The organism is Aureimonas glaciei (genome assembly GCF_014643375.1).
In the GTDB taxonomy this organism is placed as follows: Bacteria; Pseudomonadota; Alphaproteobacteria; order Rhizobiales; family Rhizobiaceae; genus Plantimonas; species Plantimonas glaciei.
The window spans coordinates 513136-537211 of sequence record NZ_BMJJ01000002.1 but is presented as its reverse complement, the minus strand read 5'-3'; the positions used below and the strand labels follow the sequence as shown (position 1 = coordinate 537211).

The window sequence follows — 24076 nt, the reverse complement described above, 5'->3', positions numbered from 1 at the left end:
ACTGTCATGCGCCCTCGCCCGTCGCTCGTTCTCGCCCTCTGCCTCATCCTGACCCAGACCGTGCCGGCGGCGGCCCAGACCGTCGGCGTGACCGCGGCGGTCAACCAGGCGGCGCGCAGCATCCGGCCCAATGCCGCGATCCGCACCATCGCGCTCGGCGACAACGTGATCCACAACGAGCGCATCGAAACCGACACGGTCGGCCTTTTGCAGATCCTTCTGGCCGACGGCACGACCTTCACCGTCGGCCCGAATTCGGCGCTGGCCATCGATCGCTTCGTCTACGATCCCGATGCCGGCACGGCGCAGGTCGCCGCGACGCTGACCAAGGGCGTCTTTCGCTTCATCGGCGGCAAGACCTCCAAGACGCCGGGCGGGGTCTCGCTCGGCACCCCCGTCGGCACCATCGGCATCCGCGGCGCCGTGGTCGACATCAGCCTGGGCGGACAGGCGGGCGGCGGGCGGCCGACACATGTCGACATGATCTTCGGCAACGACGTCACCCTAACGGGACCGAACGGCCAGACCAACCGGATCTACGAGCCGGGCTACTCCATCATCATCGGCACCAATCCGGACGGGTCGCAGACACAGACGGTGCAGAAGACGCCGCCGGGCTTCGGCAGCGCCATCCAGCAGTCGCTGGCGGGTGCGCCCGGCACCAGCGGCGGCTCGCCCAACCGTCCGAGCGACGGCATCGTCGTCGCCAGCGGTGTCGCGGGCGAGAATTCGGACCGGACGCCGGCGATCAACAACCCGCCGATCCCGCTGGCGCGGCCCGAACCCGACCGCCTGGAAGTGGTCGACGGCGAACTGATCCAGGATGCGCAGCTCGATGTCGGGCGCGAGCAAGTCGTCGAGGACGGCGATGACGATGGTGGGGACGATGGCGGTGACGACTCGGCCACGATCCCCTTGCGGGTCCTGACGGCGGGATCAACCTATGTGACGAACGGCGGCGAGACCGTGGAGACTCCCGGCGCCTACGGGCTCGTCGGCGGCTCCGCCGAGGAGGACCGCCGCGTCGACCTGACGGTTCCGGGGTCCTCGCCCACCGGCAACGGCGCCACCAACCGCGGACCGCTGATCCTGCCTGTCTACGGAAGCACGGCTTTCACGCCCAATCCCATCCTGCCGGCCGACGGCGCGTCGCTCGGGGGCGTTCCGCTGATCGGGATCGGCTATTCCGGCGTCGACGGCTTTGCCGCCTACACGCTGGCGATCGCCGGCGATACGACCCAGCCCTTCTACGCACTCGCCGGCACGCCGTTGGCCGACCCGTCGGTTCTGCGCGACGGGGACGTTCGAACCTATGCCTTCACGCCGGATATCATCCAGCAACTGCCGGTTCCCTTCTTCAGCGCCTCGGCCATCGGCACTGAATTCTCCGGCGCCTCGATCAGCGATTTCTACCTGCTGGAAAGGCCCGGAAACGACCCGTCCTCGGTCTTCCTGCAATCCTGGCTCCTTATTTCCGGCGAGGACCAGAACCAGAGGAGCGCTGTCGGCGTCAACGTCGGCAACATCCTGACCGCCGGCGACGGCGCGCTCAATGTCGACTACGGCCGTCGCGGCAGCTTCCGCAACGACCCCCTCGGCTTCTCCTCGCACATGTCGGGAACGATCTCCTCGCTGGCCCTGGCAAAGGGCGGCAACGAGATTTTCGGCCGCAACGGCGAAAATCTCGTCCTCACGGGAGACAGCGAGGCCAACGACTATTTCCGCGATGCCGACGTCTTCGGTGGACCGTCACCGATCTATTCCACCTTCCATGTCCTCAATCTCGAGGAGGAGGTGCCGCGCGCGCAGTTCTCGGCAGATCGCGGCGCGACCCGCGAGCTCGGCCAGATCCGCGGATTTTCCGCCGGCCTGATCGAAAGCGACGACCCGGACGGCGGTTACATCCAGGAGCTGGGAACGAGCGGCATCGACCCCAATTCCTTCTTCATCGACTTCCAGGCAGATCGCGACACGCTCGGCGGCGAGCTCCAGATCGCCTCGCGGGACGGCACGCTCGCCACCCGCATCGCCTTCGGCAGCGGCACGAACCAGAGTGGGTCGGGTGGACGATCGGCCTATATCGACGACGATCTTTTCGCTGCCGCCAACAATGGCGACACCTCGCGCTCCTTCTTCGTGCGGGACCAGACGGCCTATCGGCAGATCGACGGCGTCAGTGCGCGGACCTACCTCCTGTCGGGCGACGCCAATCCGCAGCCGGAGCTTCTGCCAGAGGGGCGGCTCTGCGATTGCCAGTTCCTCGAATGGGGTTGGTGGGGGACGCAGATCAGGGCATCGGCCGATCCGTCGCGTCCCAACAGCGAGGAGGCCGGTACGCTTCGGACCGCCGTCCATCTCGGGACCTGGGTCGGCGGAGATATCGCGACGGAGGCCGAGCTGTCCGCGCTGGCGGGAACGACGGCGACCTATGCGGGCAGCGCCGTCGGCAATGTTTCCCAGGTGTTCTCGGGCGGCATTGCCGACTATGTCGCCAGCGGCAGCATGAGCATGAGCTACGATTTCGGCGGGCGCAGCGGCGAGCTTTCGATCGACGATTTCGACGGCCGCGACTTCAGCGGCACCTTGGGCGGCACGGGCACGGGCGACGCGCTGTTTTCCGGGGTGCTGTTCGAGCGCAACGGCGGCGATGCCACCGGTCCGACCCATGGCGCCTTCGTCAATGACGGTGCGAATGTCGCCGCCGGCGTCATCGGCAATTTCGACCTGCAAAGCCAGAGCGGAAACTCCTGGCAGGCGAGCGGGGTGTTCGGTGGTGCGCGCAGTGTGGACCGCTAGAGGGTGCCCCATCTCACCGGAGCATGCTGCCCCGGCATGCCGAACGGCCTAGCCGACCCGGCAGGATACGGACCCGGCTGGCGGCGCGCGCCGGCAGGCTCGGCCGCGCCGGACGGCGCTATTCTCTCGCCATGAGCTTTCTCCGCTGGCTTTTCGACCGGCGCCAGCGACGCGAGGCGCTGATCGTCCGGCTGTACGGGGTGACCACCCTTGTCGTCGGCCTCGCCGTCGCGACGCTCGGCCAGACGGTCCTCGATCGCCTGACGGTCCTCGTCTTCGACACCTACCAGCGGGCGCAGCCGCGGGCGGAAACGGCCGCCCCCGTGGTGCTCGTCGACATCGATGAGGCGTCGATCGCCGAAATCGGCCAGTGGCCGTGGCCGCGCACCGCGATCGCGACGCTCGTCAACACGCTCGGCCAGCTCGGCGCGGCGGCGATCGCCTTCGACATCGTCTTCCCCGAGCCCGACCGCACCTCCCTGCGCCAGGTTGTCGCCGAGCTGCGGCGGGCGGGCGTCGCGGTCGACCTCCCGGCGAGTGGCGCGTCGATCGACAATGACGCGGTCCTCGCCGGCGCCTTCACCGGCAACAGGGTGGTCGCCGGCATGGCGATCTCCAACGAAACGGACGGCTCGCTGCCGCCGCCGAAGGTCGGCTTCTCCTATGGCGGCGCCGATCCGCGCGACATCATCGAGCGTTTTCGCGGCGGCGTCGGCAATCTAAAAATCCTCGGCGACGCCGCGACGGGGCTGGGCTTCTTCTCCTTCCCCCCGAGCCCGGACGGGATCGTGCGCCAGATCCCGCTGGTGGCGAGCGCGCAAGGGCAGCTTTATCCGGCGCTGTCGATCGAGGCGCTGCGCGTCGCCCAGGGCGCCGGCGCGGTGATCGTGCGCAGCACCGGCGCGAGCGGCGAGATCGATACCGGCCAGCCGGCGATCACCGCCCTGAAGGTCGGCGCCATCGAGATCCCGACCGGACCGAAAGGCACGTTCTGGATCTATTTTTCCGGCCTCGCCTCGATGCCGACGATTTCGGCGGCGGCGCTTCTCGACCCCGCCCGCCGCGATGCCTACGAAAGCGTGCTTTCCGGCCGGATCGTCCTCGTCGGCACCAGCGCCGTCGGCCTGCGCGACCTCGTCGCGACGCCGGTGGCGGCGAGCATGCCGGGCATGCGCGTGCATGCCGAGATCATCGACCAGATCCTCGGCGACAGTTTTCTGTCGCGTCCCGACTGGGCCAAGGGCGCCGAGACGCTGGCCGCGCTCCTGTTCGGTCTGCTGCTGGTCCTGATCGTTCCGCGCACCGGCGCCCTCGTCTCGGCCGTCGTTACCGTCGGCTTCATGGCGGCGTCGCTGGCGCTGTCCTGGGTCGCCTTCACCCAATTCCGGCTGCTGATCGATCCGATCCTGCCCGCCGTCTCGGTCGGCAGCGTCTTCGCCGTCACCATGCCGGTGCTCCTCCTCCTCACCAACCGCGAGAAGCGCTTCGTGCGCCAGGCCTTTGCCCGCTATCTCTCGCCGACACTGGTCGAGCGGCTCGCCGACGATCCCGCAGCGCTGAAGCTCGGCGGCGTCATGCGCGACATCACCGTCCTCTTTTCCGACATCCGCGGCTTCACGACGATGTCGGAAAAGCTCGACCCGGAGGCGCTGACCACCCTCCTCAACGGCTTTCTCACGCCGATGACCGAGGTGCTGCTGCGCTCGGAGGCGACGATCGACAAGTATATGGGCGACGCGATCATGGCATTCTGGAACGCCCCGCTCGATCTCGCCGACCATCGCCGCCGGGCCTGTCTCGCCGCCCTCGAGATGACGCGGGTGCTGAAGACGCTCAGCGTCGGCGGCGGTGCGCCGGGCGCGCTGAAGGTCGGCATCGGCCTCAATGCCGGCCCCTGCTGCGTCGGCAATCTCGGCTCGGCGCAGCGCTTCAGCTATTCGGCCATCGGCGATGGCGTCAATGTCGCCTCGCGCGTCGAGGGGCTGACGAAGGCTTACGGCGTCGCCATTCTGGTCACCGAGAACGTCGCCCGAGGCGCCGGCGATCTGGCTTTCCTGCCGGTGGATCTGGTGCGCGTCGTCGGGCGGGCGGAGCCCCTGCCCGTCTTCGCCCTCCTCGGCGATGCGGAAATGGCCCGGGATCCCTCGTTCGAGACGCTGGCTGCCGCGCATGGCGCCATGATCGCCGCCTACCGCGCCGGCGACTTCACGGCCGCCCTCGACCGGCTGGCGGCGCTGCGCCCCGGCGCGCCGGAATCGCTGCACGCCCTCTACGATATCTACGCCGAGCGGCTCGACCTGCTGAAGCAACAGGGCGCCCCCGAGGGATGGACCGGCGTCTTCACGGCGCGGTCGAAGTAGGGCCGTGGCCGGGAGCGGACGGCAATTTGCACCGTCCAGGATTTGCAACGCGGCCGGAAACGGCTAGCACTCGGGCATCATGTTGAGGAGGACTGCCCGATGAAGACCCGTGCCGCCGTCGCATTCGAAGCCAAGAAGCCGCTCGAGATCGTCGAGCTCGACCTCGAAGGTCCGAAGGCCGGGGAAGTGCTGATCGAGATCATCGCCACCGGCATCTGCCACACCGACGCCTACACGCTCGACGGCTTCGATTCGGAAGGGCTGTTCCCCTCCGTGCTCGGCCACGAAGGGGCCGGCATCGTGCGCGAGATCGGCGCGGGCGTGACCTCGGTCAAGCCAGGCGACCACGTCATCCCGCTGTACACGCCGGAATGCCGCCAGTGTAAGTCGTGCCTCTCGGGCAAGACGAACCTCTGCACCGCCATCCGCGCCACGCAGGGCAAGGGCCTGATGCCGGACGGCACCACGCGCTTTTCCTACAAGGGCCAGGCGATCCACCACTATATGGGCTGCTCGACCTTCTCCAACTTCACCGTCGTGCCGGAGATCGCGGTCGCCAAGATCCGCCAGGATGCGCCGTTCAAGTCCGCCTGCTATTGCGGCTGCGGCGTCACCACCGGCGTCGGCGCCGTGGTCAACACGGCGAAGGTGACGCCCGGCTCCAACGTCGTCGTCTTCGGCCTCGGCGGCATCGGCCTCAACGTCATCCAGGGCGCCCGCCTCGTCGGCGCCGACAAGATCATCGGCGTCGACATCAACAACGACAAGAAGGAGTGGGGCGAACGCTTCGGCATGACGCATTTCGTCAATCCGAAGGAGATTGACGGCGACATCGTCGCCCATCTCGTCGCCCTCACCGACGGCGGTGCCGACTACACCTTCGACTGCACCGGCAATACCATGGTCATGCGCCAGGCGCTGGAAGCCTGCCACCGCGGCTGGGGCGTCTCGGTGGTCATCGGCGTGGCGGAATCGGGCAAGGAAATCTCCACACGGCCGTTCCAGCTGGTCACCGGCCGGGTCTGGAAGGGTTCGGCCTTCGGCGGCGCGCGCGGCCGCACGGATACCCCGAAGATCGTCGACTGGTACATGAACGGCAAGATCGAGATCGACCCGATGATCACCCACACGCTGACGCTGGAGGAGATCAACAAGGGCTTCGACCTCATGCATGCCGGCCAGTCGATCCGTTCGGTGGTGGTGTTCTGATGGAGACCGTCTCGACGAACAAGGCGCATGGCGGCGTCCAGGGCGTCTACCGCCACGCCTCCGCGCAGACCGGCACCGACATGGTGTTCTCGGTCTTCGTGCCCGAGCACGCGCCGGGCGCGAAACTGCCGGTGGTCTGGTATCTCTCCGGCCTCACCTGCACCCACGCCAATGTCACCGACAAGGGCGAATACCGGCGCCTCTGCGCCGAGCTCGGGCTGATCTTCGTCGCCCCCGACACCTCGCCGCGCGGCGAGGGTGTACCGGACGATGCCGCCGGCGCCTACGATTTCGGCCTCGGCGCCGGCTTCTACGTCGACGCCAGCCAGGAGCCCTATGCCAAGAACTACCGCATGTGGAGCTACGTCGCCGAGGAACTGCCGGCGCTGATCGGCGAGAATTTTCCCGCCGACATGGCGCGGCAGTCGATCATGGGCCATTCGATGGGCGGGCACGGCGCCTTGACCCTCGGCCTCGGCCTCCCCGACCGCTACAAGGCGATCTCGGCCTTCGCGCCAATCGTGGCGCCCTGCGAGGTTCCCTGGGGCCAGAAGGCGCTCGGCCTCTATCTCGGCGACGATCCCGCCGCCTGGCGGCGGCACGACGCCGTGGCGATGATCGAGAGTGGCGCGCGGGTTTCCGAACTCTTCGTCGACCAGGGCGAGGCGGACCAGTTCCTCACCGCCCAACTGCAGCCAGAACGCCTGGAGGCGGCCTGCGCCGAAGCCGGCATCGCGCTGACCCTGCGCCGCCAGCCGGGCTACGATCACAGCTACTATTTCATCTCGACCTTCATGGAAGACCACCTGCGCTGGCACGCCGCGCGGCTGGGCTGATCCCAGAGGCGCGTAGCGGGCATCCCGCGCCGAAAAGAGTTGTGCAGGCCCCGAAGGGCCGGTGCCCAATGACGAACGGCCGCCCCTTCAGGCGGCCGTTCGCTTTTTGCGGAAGCAATCGACGAGGGTCCGCCGTCAGCCTCGCTTGGTGACGATGCCGTAGACCATGTTGCGGTTGGCCCCGAGTTCGACCTCGGCATCGACCGTATTCATGTCGACGCTGGAACGCATAATGTTCCAGACATCTTCCTCCGAGCGCAGGATCAGAGGCCAGTTGGCGAGCGTTTCCATGTAGGCGGCATCGAGCATATCGACGTGGAAATTCGCGAACAGGAAGACCCCGTTCGGCTTCAGCATCTCCAGGCATTTCTGCGTCAGTCGGACAGCGACGCGCTCCGGCAGGTAGTCATACAGGCCGGCGGCATAAATGAAGTCGAATGTGCCGATGCCATAGGCGTTACCCAGAAGGCCCCTGACCGATCCCGGCATGGCCTCGATGCAGCTTCCCGCATGGTTGCGCGCGACCAGGCCGACGCTGAGCGGATCCTGGTCGAGCGCCACCCAACGCTTGATCTGCCCGCCCTGAAGCGCCGACGAGAGCTCCGCCTCGCGCAGATGGCCCGCGGCAATGGTCAGGATCTCGCTGTCGCCGCCGCGGGCGGCGGTGACGGCATCGACATGCCTGGCCAGGATTTCGATGCGCTCGCGCGCGGCCACGCAGGACGGCGCGTGGCTGGTATAGTCGTAGATCGCCTGCCCGAGCGCCGTGCTCTGCGCCACCGTCTCCGCTGCGTCGGGATGGCGGTAGATCAGGTCCAGCAGCCCGGCATCCCCCGAATAGCCCCGCGGCTTCTCGAAGGAACGCTGGGTCAACGGGTCCTGATGAATCAGGGCGGCGATCGGGTGGTCCTGCGCTAGGGGTATCAGCTCCTGCCAGACAGCCGGATCGAGCGCGCGGCGCATGTCGTGCAGGGTCTCGAGCAGGTATCCCACGGCCGCCGCAGGCGCCGTGCCCGCCTCCAGCCGCTGGCGCGCAATGTTCATGACGAGGCCGAGCTGAACCCGCGCCGTGGCGAACTGCTCGCTTTGGGGATGCCCGTCAATCGCACGACCGTCGGCGGCGATCAGTTCCGGCGTGATGAGGCTTTCGCCATCGAAGGCAATCTGGACCTGGTTCATTCGACATCCTCTTCAAAGACTGCCCAAACGTACCAGATTTAAATCAACTTTTAACTGTTTATTTAAGTTTTGGTTAACAAGATCGCACTCAGTGAACACCTAACTGCAACAAATGCGATCCAGTTGCTTAACCAAAATTTTCTCACTCGGAAATAAGCTGTCACATCAGGCTGATGTCGGCCCGGTGGACGCAAGAGTTCGATTCTGAAAGAAAGCACCGTATGCAGCTTCAGGCGGACCAGTCGATCAATCCCTTCCTGACCAACGACGTCAATGGAGAGCTCGCCCGGCGCTGGTACAGGCGACGCTCTCCCGAATTGCATCAGTTGTACAACCGGAGACGGGAAGAGCCGCGCAAGCGAGACAACCGGCTGATGGTCTGGGTCGGCGTCATCATCTATGTCTGCTTTGCCGGCCTCGATTACCTTCTGATCCCGGCCGTGGCCGATCTCACGACGCTTTGCCGGGTGACGGTGTCGATCACCGCCGTCGTCATTCTCGAGCTGATGATTTCGCGCGGCATGACGGCCAGACTCCTCGAAGCTGGCTGCGGCGCCTTGATTTTAATCTCCTACGTCGCGTGGCTCATTCCCGCCAGCAACAATCCGGATACGATTGCTCTATCTTATTATATGATATTCGGCGCCATCTTCATGATGATGTGCAATCTATTCTTCAACCTGTCATTTTTCGTCGCCGCGATCACGTCCGTCTCGATCTTCATCATATGCCTGATTTCCGTCAATTCTCCCGAGCTTTCCAACTATTCCTACAGTGTGGCGTTCTCGGCATTCTTTCTCTCCTGCTTTGCAACGACGCTGTATGTGAACTGGAAGCTGAATGCTGAGCGCTACAACGTCTTTCTCAACGCGCTCCAGGCTGAAATCCGGCAGAACGAGGTCGTCGAACGCGGCGAAGCCCTGCTGCGGCTGTCCAACACCGATGCGCTCACCGGTCTGAAGAACCGGCGCGCCATCGACGAAAGGCTGCGGGCCCACTGGGGCGATTGGCAGACCGGCAAGCGCGGCTTCGCCACTCTGCTCATCGACATCGACTTCTTCAAGAATTTCAACGATCATTACGGCCATCAGGAGGGCGATCGGTGCCTAATCCTGGTCGCCCAGTCGCTAGCCGAGCTCGTCGAGCAACATGGTGCCACGGTCGGGCGCTTCGGGGGCGAGGAGTTCATCGTCCTCGCGCAGATGGCCGACAGCGAGGGCATCGCGCCGCTGGCCGAAGCCATCCGCCGCTCGATCGAAGATCTGCAGCTGGAGCACGTGCAGCGGCCCGATGGCGACCGCTTCGTCACGGTGAGCATCGGCGCCGCCTTTTCCGGCAACCAGTCCAGCGGCAAGCTGGAGCGGCTGATCACCGAGGCCGATCGGGCGCTCTACCGGGCCAAGGCCAGCGGCCGCAACTGCATCTGGGTCTTCGATCCCAACGAGCCGCAGGCCAGGGACAACGGCGAGGACATCGCGACCGTCCTGCAGGTGGCGATCGCCGAAGGCCTGGTCTCGCTCGTCTATCAACCGATCCGAAACGTCGTCTCCGGCCGGCTGGAGGCGGCCGAAGTGCTGATGCGGCTCAAAATGCCGGACGGGCGGATGATCTCGCCGATGGTCTTCATTCCGGTGGCCGAGCGCACCGGCGCCATCATGGAACTGGGACGCTGGGCGATCCGCTCGGCCTGCCAGATGCTGGTGGCCGAGGAATGGCTTCCCCTTCTCAGCGTCAACATCTCGGCCGTCCAGCTGAAGGCCCCGGGCTTTGCGATCTCGGTCGCGGCCATTCTGGCGGAGACCAGCATCAGCCCTCAAAGGATGGCGTTCGAGGTCACCGAGGGGCGCGAGATCGAGACCCATCCGGATGTCCTGCGCAGCATCGGGGAGCTGAAGCAGCTTGGCGTCAAGCTCTGGCTCGACGATTTCGGCACCGGTTTTGCCGGCCTCTCCTGCCTGCGCGCCATCGAATTCGACACGGTGAAGATCGACCGCTCCTTCCTGCACGACACGCCCGGCCCGCGCGGCGTGCGTCTCCTCCAGGACATCGTCACCCTGCTCGGCAACCGCGGCCACGGCATCGTCGTCGAGGGCGTGGAGACCGAGCGGCAACTGGGATTGATGCGCAGCTTCGGCATCGACTGCGTGCAGGGCTACCATGTCGGCCGGCCGATGGCGGCCGACAGCCTGCGCCGTCTCTGCAGCGAGGAGGCCGCCGCGTCCGCCGTGCGCGCCTCGGCCTGCGGCTGATGCCGCGGCGCGGCGCCGGAGACGCGAAAACCTTGGTCGCGCTGACGTTGCCGCGATGCGGACGGGATCCGGGCCCGCCAGGCCTCAGGCGGAGCCGATCCCCGCGCTCGCCAGCGCGCCGAGAATGCCGCTGAGGGTGATCTGAACGCCGACGCACAGGAGCAGGAAGGCCGCCAGCCGGGTGACGATCTGGACCCGGGTCTCGCCCAGCAGGTCGGTCAGGCCGTCGGCCCAGCGATAGGCGAGAAAGACGATGACGGCGATCGCCACGGCGGCGAGCGAATTGCCGACGAAGAACGGCAGGAAGGCGTCGCCCCGCGGACGGTTGGAGCCGAGCGCGATGGCGACGGAAATGGTGCCGGGGCCCGTCGTCAGCGGCATGGTCAGCGGAAAGAAGGCGACGTCGGCGGAGCCGATCGCTTCGCCGGCCTGGCGTTGCTTGCGCTCGTCGCGCGCCTCCGGCGCCGACAGGAGCTCCCAGGCCCAGGCGGCGACGACGAGGCCGCCGGCGATGCGCAGGGCCGCCAGGCTGACGCCGAAGAAGTTCATCACATAGGTGCCGCCCCACAGCGCCCCCAGCATCACCAGCGCCGAGTACAATCCGATCCGGCCGGCCAGGGCGCTTCGCTCGGCGTGCGAGCGTTCGGCCGTGACCTGGCTGAAGATGAAGGCGGTGCCGATCGGGTTGACGATCGAGAAGAGCGCGGAAAAGGCGAGCAGGAACGCCTGGATCGTGTCCATGGCACCCATGGTCAGGCAGGGCCGCGATGGCGCGGGATCGGGCCGGGCGCGCCGCCTCGCCGATTTCCTTCTGCCCGCATGGTTCACCCCTTCTTTCCGGCCGAAAGCTCTCCGGCTGCCTGCGGCCGGACCGCGGCCCCTTTTCGGCCGGCTCTTGCGCCGCGCCGGTCGATGGCCGCGATATGAAACGGTGGGCGACCCAGCGTCAATCGAGGTTCGCAAGCCGACTGGCCGAGACGATGGCGCCCGACGTTGAACGGGCATGGGGCCGCGCCGGCGCGTCGGCCGATCGCGAGGCGCTGCGAGCGGGCCGCCCGCTTTCCCCTTCCGCCTTACGGTTTGGCCATTGACGGAGCGGCGCTTTTGCCGCCATCCAGAGGGCAGCAAGCGGGCGGCGCGCCGCTTCCGCACAAGGGCCAGCCAGTGATGACCAATCCTTTCCTCTCCGACGTGGCCGCCCCGCCGATCGGCCAGGCCGCGGTCTGGGCCGCCGCCTATGACGGCGCGCATGGCCCGTTGATCAACCTCAGCCAGGCAGTCCCCGGCCACGCGCCGCCGCCCGAACTCGCGCGCCGCCTCGCCGAAGCGGCCGGCACGGCCTCGGCCGCGCGCTACGGCCCCGTGCTGGGCGACTCGGCCCTGCGTGACGCCTATGCCGCGCACGTCTCCGGCCTCTATGGCGCGACGATCGGTGCGGCCGAGGTCGGCATCACCGCCGGCTGCAACCAGGCCTTCTTCACCGCGCTGATGACGCTGGCGCGCACCGGCGACGCCGTCATCCTGCCGGGCCCCGCCTATTTCAACCACACGATGACGCTGCAGATGCTCGGCATCGAGGCGCGGCTCGTCGAGACAACGGCGGCGAGCGGCTTCGTGCCGGAAATCGCCGCCATCGAGCGGCTGATCGACGACAGGGTGAAGGCCGTGGCGCTGGTCACGCCGAACAACCCGACCGGGGCGATCTATCCGCCGTCGCTGCTGGCCGAGGTGTTCGCGCTCTGCCAGCGCCGCGGCGTCGCACTGATCCTCGACGAGACCTATCGCGACTTCCTGCCGCCGGGAGACGCCGCGCCGCACGGGCTCTTCGCCCGCCCCGGCTGGCAGGAGACGCTGGTCGGCCTCTACAGTTTTTCCAAATCCTACGCCATTCCCGGCCACCGGCTCGGCGCCATGACCGCCGGCGAGGCTTTTCTCGCCCAGGCGGAGAAGGTGCTGGACTGCATTCAGATCTGCGCGCCGCGCCCGCCCCAGATGGCCGTGGAATGGGCGATCCCGGCTTTGGCCGAGTGGCGCGCCGAGATGACGGCGGAAATTCTCGCGCGGGCCGCGGTCTTCCGCGAGACCTTGGCGCCCTTCCCCGGCTGGCGGATTGAGCAGATGGGCGCCTATTTCGCCTATGTCCGCCACCCCTTCCCCGGCCGCACCGACGTCGCCGAAATTCTCGCGCGGCAGTTCGGCGTGGTGACGCTCCCCGGCAGCTTCTTCGGCCCCGGCCAGGAGAACCATCTGCGCATCGCCTTCGCCAATGTCTCGGCCGAGCGTATCGCCGGGCTCGATGAACGTCTCATTCTGGCCGAGGCGCTGCTCGGCGGCGGTTCCGACAAGGCTTTCCCACCGCCGATCCCCGCTCTCGCCTGAGGAGGCCGACATGGACGACCAGAAGCTCGCCGCGCTGCGGGCGCGCTATTCGGGCCGCAACGAGGCGGTGATCCACGATCCGCATTTCAGCGCCGTCGCCGGCCGGATGATCAACGAGAGCGGCACCCGCGTCGCGCCCTTTGCCGGCATGCCGACGCTGCTCGACGCGCCGCACCGGCCCGTCACCTGGCCCTCGCCGGACCTCTCCGGCCTCGACGTCGCGCTCATCGGCGTGCCGATGGATCTCGCCGTCTCCAACCGCAATGGCAGCCGTTTCGGCCCGCGCGCGCTGCGCACCATCGAGCGCATCGGCCCGTACAACCATGTCCTGAAGACCATGCCCGGCGCGGAGCTCGCGCTTGCCGACATCGGCGACGTGCCTTTCCGCAGCCGCTACGACCTTCCCGGCTCGCACGCGGACATCGAGCAGACGATCGCCGCGATCATGGCCGCCGGCGTCATCCCGCTTTCCGTCGGCGGCGACCACTCGATCTCCCTGCCGATCCTGCGCGCGCTCGGCCGCGATCGCCCCGTCGGCATGATCCACATCGACGCCCATTGCGATACCGGCGGCCCCTTCGACGGCACGAAATTCCACCATGGCGGCCCCTTCCGCCAGGCCGTGCTCGACGGCGTGCTCGACCCCGAGCGCACCATTCAGATCGGCATCCGCGGCTCGTCCGAGTATCTCTGGGAGTTTTCAAAGGACTCAGGAATGACGGTGATCCATGCCGAGGAAATGCCCGCCATGGGGCTCGACGCCATCATCGCCAAGGCGCGCCGCGTCGCCGGCGACGGCTCGGTCTACGTCTCCTTCGACATCGACAGCCTCGACCCCGCCTTCGCCCCCGGCACCGGCACGCCCGAGATCGGCGGCCTCACCACCCGCGAGGCGCAGGCGATCCTGCGGGGCCTTGCCGGCATCGACATCATCGGCGGCGACCTCGTCGAAGTCGCCCCGCAATACGACGCGACGACGAACACGGCGCATGCCGGCGCGCAGATGCTGTTCGAGATCCTCAGCCTCGTGCCCTTCGCGCCGCGGTTTGCGGGCAGAGGCGGGGTGATTGCGGAGAGCCGAGGGTGAAGGCAAACAGGCCGGCACCCACCCTCCGCAGCGTACTGTCGGCTATCGGACTTTCCGGAAGGAATCATTCTTCGGCGCCCTGAAGCGGCTTGAATCGCCAAAGAGCGGCGAAGAGTAGGTCACCCGGGCCCGCTGGTGGCCTGGCGGAGCAAGGGCACAGCATGATCGATAAACGCGCGGACGGCGCTGCTGTCCCTCATTCTAGGCCTGAAGACGAGGTGCACCGGGATCGGCGGCGGCGCGTAGTCGGGCAGAAGCGCAACCAGGCGCCCCTCGGCGATCTGCCGTTCGACCTGATAGGACAAGGGGCGGACAATGCCCATGCCACGCTCCGCAGACTCGATCGCCGCGCCAACCCCGTTGACGGCCAGGCGGCAGGTGAGCTGGACCGAGCGGGCACGACGGGCTGCGGTCGGCTCGCGGTAGCGCCAGAGCTCTTTGGAGCCCGCCTCGTTCAAGCCGATGCACCAGTGGTCGGCGAGATCTGAGGGCGATTGCGGCGGCGCGTTCCGGGCGAGATAGGCAGGCGCGGCACAGGTCAGCTTCCCCACCTCGCCGACCCGGATCGCCGTCATCGAGGAGTCCGGCAGGTCGGCAAGGCGAACCGCCACATCCACACCCTCCCCGACGAGGTCGACGACGCGGTTGAGGAGAAGCAGCCGGATTTGGGTGCCGGGATGGGCGGCGAGAAAGCTCTCGACGACCGGCAGCACCTTCAGCCGGCCGAACAGCTCCGGCGCGGTGACCACGACGCCGCCGCTGACCTCGACGTCTCGCGACCGCTGTTCGAGGTCTGCCATTTGCTCCAGCATGGCCCTGTAGGTCGCGAGGTGGCGCGCGCCCGTCTCGGTGATGACAAAGCGTCGCGTCGTGCGCGCGAGCAGACGCTCCCCGGCGCCTGTTTCGAGATGGGCAATCGCCCGCGTCACCGTGGCCGGCGAACAACCGAGCTTGCGGGCTGCCGCGGCGAGCGAGCCCGCTTCCACCACCGCGACGAAAACCGACATCGCTTCCAGACGATCCATTGTTTCTAAACCTGAAACTGAGCCTTGCTCATTCACCCTATTATGCCTGTATGCGAAACGCACTACTTCTGTCGGACAGACAGGAGAATGGATCGATGGCAGTACGTTACGGGTTTCAGAAGGTCGGCGAGGTCGAGGTCTTCTATCGCGAGGCGGGGCCGAGCGACGCACCGGTGATCCTGCTGCTGCACGGCTTTCCGACCGCCAGCCACATGTTCCGAGATCTGATCCCGCTCCTGGCCGACCGATACCGGCTCATCGCACCGGACCTGCCGGGCTTCGGACAGACGAAGACGCCGCCGCGCGGCACGTTCGACTTCACCTTCGAGCGACTGACCGACGTGGTCGAGGGGTTCACCGAGGCGCTGTCGATCGATCGATACACGCTCTACGTCTTCGACTATGGCGCGCCTGTAGGGCTGCGCCTGGCGACGCGCCATCCCGAGCAGGTCTCGGCGATCATCTCGCAGAACGGCAACGCCTATCTCGAGGGGTTCAGCGACGAATGGGCTCCCTGGCAGGCCTATTGGCGCGAGCCGAGCGATGCCAACCGGGAGGCCTGCCGCGCCTCGCTGGCGCCGGAGACGATCCGGGACTGGCAGTACGGCACGGGCGCCGATCCGAGCCTCCTTTCGCCGGACGGCTACGAGCTCGACATCGCCTACATGGCGCGGCCCGGCGCGGAGGAAATTCAGCTCGACCTGATCCTCGACTACCGCAGCAATGTGGCCCTCTATCCCGCCTTTCAGACCTATTTCCGGAACCACCGTCCGCCGCTCCTTGCCGTCTGGGGACGGCACGACCCCGCCTTCCTGCCCGCCGGGGCAATGGCCTATCGGCGCGACCTGCCAGAGGCGGAGATCCACCTGTTGGACGCGGGACATTTCGCGTTGGAAACGCATGCCGAAGAGATCGCGACGCTGATACGTCAGTTCCTTGTCAGGGTCGCGGGTCCCACCGCCTGACCATTCCGCGTCCGCTTCTCCTCAGGAGACATGCATGGCCTACGGATTTCTCGATATCGCCGTCACGCCCGCCGTTCGCGCCGCGCAGGAAGCGAACGGCGCGGCCGAGATGTGGCAGGATTTCAAGGGGCATCGCGCGTTCGATCGGTTCGACGAGGCAACGAGACGCTTCATTGAGGCCCGAGACAGCTTCTACATCGCGTCCACCTCGGAGACGGGATGGCCCTATGTCCAGCACCGGGGCGGCGCGCGGGGGTTCCTCCGCGTGCTCGATGACGAAACCCTTGCCTTTGCCGACTATCGCGGCAACCGCCAGTACATCAGCCTCGGCAATTTGTCGGTCAATCCCAAGGCCAGCCTGTTCCTGATGGACTATCCCAACCGGACGCGCCTCAAGATCTATGCGCGGGCAAAGGCGTATGCGCTCGACGAGGATTCCGCCCTGACGCAAAAAGTGCTCGGCGATGCCGCGCCCGGTCGCACGGAGCGGATCATCACGCTGCATCTGGAAAGCTTCGACTGGAACTGCCCGCAATATATCGTGCCGCGGTTCACCTCGGAAGAGATCGAGGGCGCTCTTCAACCCGTCCGGTCGCGCATCGCCGAGCTGGAAGCCGAGAACGAAGCCTTGCGACAGCGCCTCGCCGCAAAGGGCTGACCGTATGGGACGGGACGAGATCTGAGCATCGGCCCGCCCCTAAGAGGCTGCAACCTCTCGGACGGGATCGATCGGCTGTCCTTGCAGCGCGTCTTGACCACGACGACCAACAGGTCTGCCGAAGTCGAGCAAAGGCAAGGTCAATCACAAGGCTCAAGGAAGGGTCGTTGTACGGCATGGGCGCATGGGGCCCGGCAGGAATTGGTTTCAGGCATCGGTCGATGCAGGCATGTCGCCGCTACGCACGGACTCTGGCCAAAGGCCAACCCTCCGCCAACCCTCCATCACGGGCTGACGACCCGGCCCAGTCATCGGAGTTGGATGAGCAAGGTCGTATTGCGACAACCATGCCGCCGCGTCACCGATATCGACAAATCGTCCACGCTGCCCCTAAGGTCGCGGGGATGCAGGGGGTGACGCGATGTTCGACACGGAGGGAACGGCCGGCGCGCCGGCGGGCGACCGCCGTCCGCTGGCCTCGCGGCAGTCGCGCTGGGCGGCGGCGACGCTGCGGATGCTGCTCGGCACGTCCGTGACCGCCAACCAGATCTCGGTCATCGGCATTCTCTTCGCCCTCATCGGCGCCGCGGCGCTCGTCACCGCCCCGCGCTGGCCGGCGCTCTTCATCCTCGCGGCGCTGTGCATCCAGCTGAGGCTCGTCTGCAACCTGATGGACGGGCTGGTGGCGGTCGAGGGCGGGCGGGGGTCGGCGACGGGGGCGCTCTACAACGAGGTGCCGGACCGGCTGGAGGATTCGGTGCTGCTGGTCGGTTTCGGCTATGCCGCGGGGCTGCCCTGGCTCGGCTTCACGGCGGCGATCCTCGCCGTGTTCACCGCCTATGTCCGCGCCGTCGGCGCCTCGCACGGGTTCGCCCAGGATTTTCGCGGGCCGATGGCCAAGCCGCAGCGCATGGCGGCGCTGACGCTCGGCTGCTTCCTCGGGCTGGCGGAGATTCTCGCCAACGGCACGCTGTTTTCGCTGCAGGCGATTTTGGCCCTCGTCGTTCTCGGCGCGGCGATCACCGGGCTCCGGCGCCTCGGCCGCATCGCGGACCTGATGAAGGCCCGGCCATGAGGACGCGGCGATGATGCAGCGCTCGCTGCTCAGGGCCGGGGTCACCGCCCTCACCCGCTTCGTCATCGGCGGCCATGCCCGCTGGACCGGCTGCGCGCCGACGCTGGCGCAGCGCATCTACTTCGCCAATCACGGCAGCCATCTCGATACCATCGTGCTGTGGGCCGCTTTGCCGCCGCGCCTGCGCGCCGAGACGCACCCCGTCGCCGCCGCCGACTATTGGGGCAAGACGGCGCTGCGGCGGCACATCGCGCTGAACCTTCTCAATTGCGTCCTCATCGACCGAAAGCGCCTCAGCCCCGATGCCGATCCGCTGGCGCCCGTTTCCGCGGTGCTGGCCGAGGGGCAGTCGGTGATCATCTTTCCCGAGGGCACGCGCGGCGACGAGCCGCTGCCGGGGCCCTTCAAATCCGGGCTCTACCATCTCGGCCTCGCCTTCCCCGCCGCCGAACTCGTGCCGGTCTATCTCGACAACCTCTCGCGCGCCTTCCCGAAAGGCGCCTACCTGCCCGCGCCGATCAGTTGCAATGTGCGCTTCGGCGCGCCGATCCGGATCGAGGCGGACGAGGACAAGGCCGCTTTCCTCGAGCGCGCCCGCGCCGCGGTGTCGGCGCTGGCGGGACCGGCCGCATGAGCGCGCCCATCGATAGCCGCGCCGCAGGCCTCATAGGCGCCCCCGACACGATGACCGCATCAGCCTGCATGAGCGCCGCGCACGACAGGAGGACCGCCCGTGGATAGGACCATGCTGATCCTCTTTGGCGGCGTCGCCGCGATCCTGCTTGCCGGCTCGATCACCGGTGCCGTCCTGAAGCGGCGCGTGACGAGCGAAAGCGGACGGGCGACCGTCGACAATCTCAACGCCCGCACCAAAGCCTGGTGGGGCATGGTGGCGATCTTCGCGCTGGCCTTCGCCTTCGGCAAGCCGGTGACGATCATCCTCTTCGCGCTGACCTCCTTCTACTGCCTGCGCGAGTTCATCACCCTCACCCCGACGCGCCCCGCCGACCACCGCGCCGTCGCCGTCGCCTTCTACCTCTTCATCCCGCTGCAGTACTGGCTGGTCTATGCCGACTGGATCTCGCTGTTCTCGATGGCGATCCCCGTCTACGCCTTCCTCCTCTTGCCGGTGCTCTCGGTGCTGCGCGGCGAGACGAACAATTTCCTGCAGCGGACGGCCAAGATCCAGTGGGCGCTGATGCTCACGGTCTACTGCATCAGCCATGCCCCGGCGCTGCTCATGCTGCAGATCCCCGGCTTCGAGGGGCAGAATTTCCTGCTGCTGTTCTTCCTCATCACCGTCGTCCAGCTTTCCGACGTGCTGCAATACGTCTTCGGAAAGCTGTTCGGAAAAACCAAGGTCGCGCCCATCGTCAGCCCATCGAAAACCTGGGAGGGGCTTGTCGGCGGCGGCCTTTCCGCCACGCTCATCGGCGCCGCTCTGTACTGGATCACGCCTTTCTCGCCGCTGCAGGCGGGTGGCATGGCGTTCGCGATAGTCGTCGCCGGCTTCTGCGGCGGCCTGGTGCTCTCGGCGATCAAGCGCTCGATGGGCGCGAAGGACTGGGGCACGATGATCGAGGGGCATGGCGGCGCGCTCGACCGGATGGATTCGGTGAGCTATGCCGCGCCGATCTTCTTCCACCTGACGAACTACTATTTCACGCCCTGAGGCCGGGCGATTGCGCGCTCCGCTCGCGCGGTTGCGCGCAAGGGTGCGCATGGGAAAACCGTGCCGCCTGTTGCGCTTCGCCGCCATGTTCTCGATAAGGAAGCCGCCCGCGGGGGCTGCCGATCGTCGGCCGGCCTTGACCCGCCGCGGCGCTCCCTCGCGGGAGCCGCCAACGGCCCGGCAGCGAACAGACGGAAACGACCATGGACACCCGCCCCGAGACTGCAGCCCCTTCCGGCGAGATGGACCGGATCGACGACGGCCTGTTCGACATCGATTCCGGCCACACCCGCCGGCGCACTTTCGCGATCATCTCGCATCCCGACGCCGGCAAGACGACGCTGACCGAAAAGCTGCTGTTCGAGAGCGGCGCCATCCGCCTCGCCGGCCAGGTGAAGGAGCGCGGCGAACGCCGGCGCACCCGCTCGGACTGGATGGATATCGAGCAGAAGCGCGGCATCTCGATCACCTCCTCGGTGATGACCTTCGAGTATGACGGCCTCGTCCTCAACCTCTTGGACACGCCGGGCCATGCCGACTTCTCGGAGGACACCTATCGCACGCTGACGGCGGTCGATTCCGCCATCATGGTCATCGACGCGGCCAAGGGCATCGAGGCGCAGACGCGCAAACTGTTCGAGGTCTGCCGTCTCCGCGACATCCCGATCATCACCTTCGTCAACAAGATCGACCGCGAGGGGCGCGACCCCCTCGAAATCCTCGACGAGATCATGTCGGCGTTGGCGCTCGACGTCGCCCCCGTCACCTGGCCGATGGGCATGGGCACCGATTTCCGCGGTATCGTCACCTTGAACGAGGACGGGCCGGTGACGCTGACGCGCAACACCAAGGCGCGCTCCGAGCATCCGGGCCTGCAGGACTTCATCGACGACGAAAAACTGCGCGCCGATCCGGTCTTCGGGCCGTCGATCGAGGGGCTGGAGATCGCTCGCATGTCGCTGCCGGCCTTCGACCTCGACTCCTACCGCGAGGGCCACATGACGCCGGTCATCTTCGGCTCGGCGATGCGCGAGGTCGGCGTGCGCGACCTTCTGGAGGCGATCTGCCGCTTCGCGCCCTCGCCGCTGCCGCAGCCGGCCTTGCCGAAGCCGATCCCGCCGGCCATGCCCGAGGTCACCGGCTTCGTATTGAAGGTCCAGGCCAACATGGACCCGAACCACCGCGACCGCATCGCCTTCGTGCGCCTGACCTCGGGCGTGTTCAAACGCGGCATGAAGCTGAGGAACGTTCGCACCGGCAAGGACATGAAGGTGACGAGCCCGATGTTCTTCTTCGCGCGCGATCGCGCGATCGCCGACGAGGCGGTGGCCGGCGACATCGTCGGCATCCCGAACCACGGCACGCTGTCGGTCGGCGACACGCTGACGGAGACGTCGAACTACACCGTCACCGGCATCCCGAGCTTCGCCCCGGAGCTCATCCGGCGCGTGCGCCTGCCCGATTCGATGAAGACCAAGCAGCTCGCCAAGGCGCTGAACGACCTCGCCGAAGAGGGCGTGGTGCAGGTGTTCCGTCCGGTGATCGGCTCGGCCTGGCTCGTCGGCGTCGTCGGTGCGCTGCAGCTGGAGGTGCTGGTCTCGCGCCTGCAAAGCGAATACGGCGTCGAGGTGGCGCTGGAAATGTCGGCCTTCGACACCGCCCGCTGGGTCGATGCCGACGATCCGGCCGAGCTCGACCGTTTCGTCAAGGCCAACCAGGGCGACCTCGCCAAGGACCGCGGCGACCGCCCGGTGTTTCTGGCGCGCAATTCCTGGGAACTCTCCTACGCGCAGAAGAACTATCCGAATGTGGTGTTCTCGACGACGAAGGAGCGGGCGTAAGGAGGCTGGATGTCGCTTGTCCGGAACGAACAGACGAAGCTGACGGCTCAAGCGGTCGACAGGGCTTCGACAGCTTGCGTCGCCATCGGCGTCATCGCCCCCGTGGCTGCGGCTTACTATCAGGCTGGAAGCAGCAGCGCCGGCTGGCCGGCGCTTGCCATCGGCAGCATCGCTTGGCTTGCGGCCGCAGTCGGCCTACATTTCGGGGCGAGACGGATTTTGAACGGGCTGACAGAATGACAGGAATTGAGCTCTACGCCTTCGTCATCCTGCCAATCTCGATCACTGCCGGCGTCTGGGCAGCGATCTTGATCAGCGAACGGATGTCCCGCCGCCGGGGCCACTGACCGGCAACGCGCCCCGCTTACGGCTTCTTCGGCCGGCGCGGCTTAGCGTAGGCCTTGTCGCCGGCGGGACGCGGGGCGCCCTCGGTCGAGCCGGACTTGCCGGCATAGGGCTTACGCGGCCGCGGGGAGTCGGTGCGCGGTGCGGGCCGCGTGTCCGCCCCTTCCGCCATGCGCGAGATGGTGATGTCGTCGGTGTCGATGCCCTGCGCGCTCGCGATGAACTTCGCGGCCATCGCCTCGGCGATCTCGAACTTGGTCTCGCGGTCGAAGATGCGGATGGCGCCGATGTCGTCGCGCGTCACCGAGCCGCGGCGGCAGATCAGCGGCAGAAGCCATTTCGGATCGGCATTGTTGCGCCGGCCGATGTCCATGTGAAACCAGACGGTGGCGCCGCCGGCGCCGCGCACGACGGCATCGCGCTCGCGGCGCGTGCCGCGCTCGCCGGTCTCGGCATAGTTCTTGGCCGGCTTGGTGTCGCGGGCGAAGCCGGGATCGTAGACGTCCTCCGGCGCCGGCAGCCGCGAGCGGTAGATGCGCGCCAGCGCGGCGGCGAGATCCTCGGCGCTGTGCTTGGCCAGCAAGGCGGCGGCGACGGCCTGGTCTTCCTCGGTCGATTCCTGCGTCAGGATCGGATCGGAGAGCAGCCGCTCCTCGTCGAGCTTCCGGATCTCGTCGGCGGTCGGGGCGCCGCCCCAGGTCGGGTGGATGTTGGCTTCGGCGAGCAGGCGCTCGGCCTTGCGGCGGCGCGAGATCGGCACGAGCAGGACCGAGACGCCCTTGCGCCCGGCGCGGCCGGTGCGGCCGCTGCGGTGCTGCAGGGACTCGGCGTCGTTCGGCAGTTCGGCGTGGATGACGAGGCCGAGATTGGGCAGGTCGATGCCGCGCGAGGCGACGTCGGTGGCGATGCAGACCCGGGCACGGCCGTCGCGCAGGGCCTGCATGGCGGCGTTGCGCTCGTTCTGGCCGAGTTCGCCCGACAGGGCGACGGCGGCAAAGCCGCGCTCGAGCAGGCCGGAATGGAGGTGACGCACGGCTTCGCGGGTGTTGCAGAAGACGATGGCGCTGGGCGATTCGGCCGAGCGGAGAAGGTTGACGACGGCGTGCTCGACCTCGTTCGGCGCGATGCGCACGGCGCGGTATTCGATGTCGACATGGCCGGTGACGCCGCGCGAGGCTTCGATGCGCATGGCATCGCGCTGGTAGCGCTTGGCGAGCGCGGTGATCGCCTTCGGCAGCGTCGCGGAGAACAGAAGCGTGCGGCGTTCCTTCGGCGTCGCCTCAAGGATGAATTCGAGATCCTCGCGGAAGCCGAGGTCGAGCATCTCGTCGGCCTCGTCGAGGATGACGGCCTTCAGGTTGCCGATGCGCAAGCGGCCGCGCTCCAGATGGTCGCGCAGGCGGCCGGGGGTGCCGACGACGATGTGGGCACCGGCGTTCAGCTTCTTCTGCTCGGCGCGCGGATCCATGCCGCCGACGCAGGTGACGATCGTCGCCCCGGCGTGGGCGTAGAGCCATTCGAGCTCGCGGTGCACCTGCAGCGCCAGTTCGCGCGTCGGCGCGACGACGAGCGCCAGCGGCTGGTCGGCCGGCGGCAGGCGGTCCTCGTCGCCGAGCAGCGTCGAGGCGATGGCGAGACCGTAGGCGACGGTCTTGCCGGAACCGGTCTGGGCCGAGACGAGCAGATCGCGGCCGGCGGTCTCCGGCTCGAGGACGGCGTCCTGGACCGGCGTCGGTTCGGTGTAGTCGTGCTCGGCGAGAGCGCGTTCGAGGGGCAGGCTGGTCGGGCGGAACGGCACTTTGGGCAATCCTTCGAAGGAGCGGAACGCTCTTCGGCGGTCCGGCTGGGCGGGACCGCAGGGCGATCCAAGGGGGCCTGACCGTTCGTCGGAGCGGAAGGGCAATCGGGGCGACGGGTCCGTCGCGAAACGAAATCGGCCGGCATGCGGAGCTTCACGCTCGACGCATCCCGGCCATTCCGTCAGTCCGTGGCGCGCCCGGTACCGGGCGCCGCCCTATTTCTTGCGCTGCTTGCGCGCGGCATAGCGCGCATCGCGTGCGGCCTTGCGCTCGGCCTCGTCGGCGACGACCCGGTTGACGCGCTCGTCGGCGACGGCACGGCGGGCGAGTTCCTCGGCAGCCTTTTCCGCTTCAATGGCGGCGAGACGGGCAGCCTCCTCCTCCTTCTTGCGGGCGAGCTCGATGCGCTTCTGCTCGGCACGCTGCTCGCGGGCCTCGGCACGCGCGGCGCGCTCGGCGATCTTCGCCTGCACGGCCGGGTCGTTCTCGTCGGGCTTGGTCTTGAACTTCTCGAGCATGGCCTGCTTGGCGAGCAGGGCAGCGCTGCGGCGCTCGGCGAAGTCGTTATCCTTGGGCGTGCTCAATGCTGAAATTTACCGAA

At 67.4% G+C, this 24076-nt stretch carries 19 protein-coding genes; 14 read left to right on the top strand and 5 right to left on the bottom strand.

Features of this window, described 5'->3' with window-relative positions; genetic code table 11:
• The first annotated feature begins 6 nt into the window (after positions 1-6).
• The 4 genes from IEX88_RS06545 to fghA all read left to right on the top strand — a co-directional run bounded on the left by IEX88_RS06545 (position 7) and on the right by fghA (position 7201).
• On the top strand, positions 7-2796 hold the full coding sequence (locus IEX88_RS06545) for a FecR family protein (protein ID WP_188849756.1): 2790 nt from the start codon (positions 7-9) through the stop codon (positions 2794-2796).
• A 131-nt stretch (positions 2797-2927) separates the two neighbouring features.
• Complete coding sequence (locus IEX88_RS06540) at positions 2928-5156, top strand: CHASE2 domain-containing protein (protein WP_188849755.1); 2229 nt, start codon at positions 2928-2930, stop codon at positions 5154-5156.
• A gap of 99 nt (positions 5157-5255) precedes the next feature.
• Positions 5256-6365 (top strand): S-(hydroxymethyl)glutathione dehydrogenase/class III alcohol dehydrogenase, encoded by a 1110-nt coding sequence (locus IEX88_RS06535; RefSeq protein WP_188849754.1) that lies wholly within the window; start codon positions 5256-5258, stop codon positions 6363-6365.
• A complete protein-coding gene (gene fghA, locus IEX88_RS06530) occupies positions 6365-7201 on the top strand; it encodes an S-formylglutathione hydrolase (RefSeq protein ID WP_188849753.1) in 837 nt (278 codons plus the stop codon). Before IEX88_RS06535 ends, fghA begins: the two co-directional genes overlap by 1 nt.
• Positions 7202-7336: 135 nt before the next feature.
• Here the strand turns inward: fghA and IEX88_RS06525 are convergent, their stop codons facing one another.
• Positions 7337-8380, bottom strand: a complete 1044-nt coding sequence (locus tag IEX88_RS06525) for a class I SAM-dependent methyltransferase (RefSeq protein WP_188849752.1) — start codon at positions 8378-8380, stop codon at positions 7337-7339.
• A gap of 221 nt (positions 8381-8601) precedes the next feature.
• Between IEX88_RS06525 and IEX88_RS06520 the strand changes: the two genes are divergently transcribed.
• Positions 8602-10629, top strand: a complete 2028-nt coding sequence (locus tag IEX88_RS06520; protein ID WP_188849751.1) for a putative bifunctional diguanylate cyclase/phosphodiesterase — start codon at positions 8602-8604, stop codon at positions 10627-10629.
• Between the two features lie 84 nt (positions 10630-10713).
• On the opposite strand, the gene IEX88_RS06515 is transcribed toward IEX88_RS06520, so the two are convergent.
• Positions 10714-11379, bottom strand: coding sequence for a MarC family protein (locus IEX88_RS06515; RefSeq protein ID WP_188849750.1), 666 nt, complete (start codon positions 11377-11379; stop codon positions 10714-10716).
• 417 nt (positions 11380-11796) lie between these two features.
• On the opposite strand from IEX88_RS06515, the gene IEX88_RS06510 reads away from it, so the two are divergent.
• The gene (locus IEX88_RS06510; protein WP_188849749.1) at positions 11797-13008 is read left to right on the top strand and encodes an aminotransferase; all 1212 of its coding nucleotides are present in this window, start codon (positions 11797-11799) and stop codon (positions 13006-13008) included.
• A 10-nt stretch (positions 13009-13018) separates the two neighbouring features.
• A complete protein-coding gene (gene speB, locus IEX88_RS06505; RefSeq protein ID WP_188849748.1) occupies positions 13019-14095 on the top strand; it encodes an agmatinase in 1077 nt (358 codons plus the stop codon).
• Between the two features lie 119 nt (positions 14096-14214).
• On the opposite strand, the gene IEX88_RS06500 is transcribed toward speB, so the two are convergent.
• The gene (locus IEX88_RS06500; RefSeq protein WP_210319240.1) at positions 14215-15183 is read right to left on the bottom strand and encodes a LysR family transcriptional regulator; all 969 of its coding nucleotides are present in this window, start codon (positions 15181-15183) and stop codon (positions 14215-14217) included.
• Positions 15184-15215: 32 nt separating this feature from the next.
• Here IEX88_RS06500 and IEX88_RS06495 point away from each other — a divergent pair, with 32 nt between their 5' ends.
• The 7 genes from IEX88_RS06495 to IEX88_RS06465 all read left to right on the top strand — a co-directional run bounded on the left by IEX88_RS06495 (position 15216) and on the right by IEX88_RS06465 (position 21571).
• A complete protein-coding gene (locus IEX88_RS06495; protein ID WP_188849747.1) occupies positions 15216-16085 on the top strand; it encodes an alpha/beta fold hydrolase in 870 nt (289 codons plus the stop codon).
• 34 nt (positions 16086-16119) lie between these two features.
• Entirely contained in the window at positions 16120-16743 is a 624-nt protein-coding gene (locus IEX88_RS06490) for a pyridoxamine 5'-phosphate oxidase family protein (RefSeq protein ID WP_188849746.1), read from the top strand.
• A 421-nt stretch (positions 16744-17164) separates the two neighbouring features.
• A complete protein-coding gene (locus tag IEX88_RS06485; protein ID WP_188849745.1) occupies positions 17165-17818 on the top strand; it encodes a CDP-alcohol phosphatidyltransferase family protein in 654 nt (217 codons plus the stop codon).
• A 25-nt stretch (positions 17819-17843) separates the two neighbouring features.
• Positions 17844-18452, top strand: coding sequence for a lysophospholipid acyltransferase family protein (locus IEX88_RS06480; protein WP_373289556.1), 609 nt, complete (start codon positions 17844-17846; stop codon positions 18450-18452).
• A 111-nt stretch (positions 18453-18563) separates the two neighbouring features.
• A complete protein-coding gene (locus IEX88_RS06475; RefSeq protein WP_188849840.1) occupies positions 18564-19490 on the top strand; it encodes a phosphatidate cytidylyltransferase in 927 nt (308 codons plus the stop codon).
• Positions 19491-19732: 242 nt separating this feature from the next.
• Positions 19733-21331 (top strand): peptide chain release factor 3, encoded by a 1599-nt coding sequence (locus IEX88_RS06470; protein ID WP_188849839.1) that lies wholly within the window; start codon positions 19733-19735, stop codon positions 21329-21331.
• A gap of 9 nt (positions 21332-21340) precedes the next feature.
• Positions 21341-21571, top strand: a complete 231-nt coding sequence (locus IEX88_RS06465; protein WP_188849744.1) for a hypothetical protein — start codon at positions 21341-21343, stop codon at positions 21569-21571.
• Between the two features lie 124 nt (positions 21572-21695).
• Here IEX88_RS06465 and IEX88_RS06460 read toward each other — a convergent pair whose 3' ends face one another.
• Positions 21696-23474: a DEAD/DEAH box helicase gene (locus IEX88_RS06460; RefSeq protein ID WP_188849743.1), complete on the bottom strand. Its 1779-nt coding sequence runs from the start codon at positions 23472-23474 to the stop codon at positions 21696-21698.
• Between the two features lie 216 nt (positions 23475-23690).
• The gene (locus IEX88_RS06455) at positions 23691-24059 is read right to left on the bottom strand and encodes a DUF6481 family protein (protein ID WP_188849742.1); all 369 of its coding nucleotides are present in this window, start codon (positions 24057-24059) and stop codon (positions 23691-23693) included.
• Positions 24060-24076 lie beyond the last annotated feature (17 nt).

Coding starts and splice junctions, on each gene's coding strand:
- IEX88_RS06545 (WP_188849756.1), top strand. CDS start 7: ATGCGCCCTCGCCCGTCGCTCGTTCTCGCCCTCTGCCTCATCCTGACC.
- IEX88_RS06540 (WP_188849755.1), top strand. CDS start 2,928: ATGAGCTTTCTCCGCTGGCTTTTCGACCGGCGCCAGCGACGCGAGGCG.
- IEX88_RS06535 (WP_188849754.1), top strand. CDS start 5,256: ATGAAGACCCGTGCCGCCGTCGCATTCGAAGCCAAGAAGCCGCTCGAG.
- fghA (WP_188849753.1), top strand. CDS start 6,365: ATGGAGACCGTCTCGACGAACAAGGCGCATGGCGGCGTCCAGGGCGTC.
- IEX88_RS06525 (WP_188849752.1), bottom strand. CDS start 8,380: ATGAACCAGGTCCAGATTGCCTTCGATGGCGAAAGCCTCATCACGCCG.
- IEX88_RS06520 (WP_188849751.1), top strand. CDS start 8,602: ATGCAGCTTCAGGCGGACCAGTCGATCAATCCCTTCCTGACCAACGAC.
- IEX88_RS06515 (WP_188849750.1), bottom strand. CDS start 11,379: ATGGGTGCCATGGACACGATCCAGGCGTTCCTGCTCGCCTTTTCCGCG.
- IEX88_RS06510 (WP_188849749.1), top strand. CDS start 11,797: ATGACCAATCCTTTCCTCTCCGACGTGGCCGCCCCGCCGATCGGCCAG.
- speB (WP_188849748.1), top strand. CDS start 13,019: ATGGACGACCAGAAGCTCGCCGCGCTGCGGGCGCGCTATTCGGGCCGC.
- IEX88_RS06495 (WP_188849747.1), top strand. CDS start 15,216: ATGGCAGTACGTTACGGGTTTCAGAAGGTCGGCGAGGTCGAGGTCTTC.
- IEX88_RS06490 (WP_188849746.1), top strand. CDS start 16,120: ATGGCCTACGGATTTCTCGATATCGCCGTCACGCCCGCCGTTCGCGCC.
- IEX88_RS06485 (WP_188849745.1), top strand. CDS start 17,165: ATGTTCGACACGGAGGGAACGGCCGGCGCGCCGGCGGGCGACCGCCGT.
- IEX88_RS06475 (WP_188849840.1), top strand. CDS start 18,564: ATGCTGATCCTCTTTGGCGGCGTCGCCGCGATCCTGCTTGCCGGCTCG.
- IEX88_RS06470 (WP_188849839.1), top strand. CDS start 19,733: ATGGACCGGATCGACGACGGCCTGTTCGACATCGATTCCGGCCACACC.
- IEX88_RS06465 (WP_188849744.1), top strand. CDS start 21,341: ATGTCGCTTGTCCGGAACGAACAGACGAAGCTGACGGCTCAAGCGGTC.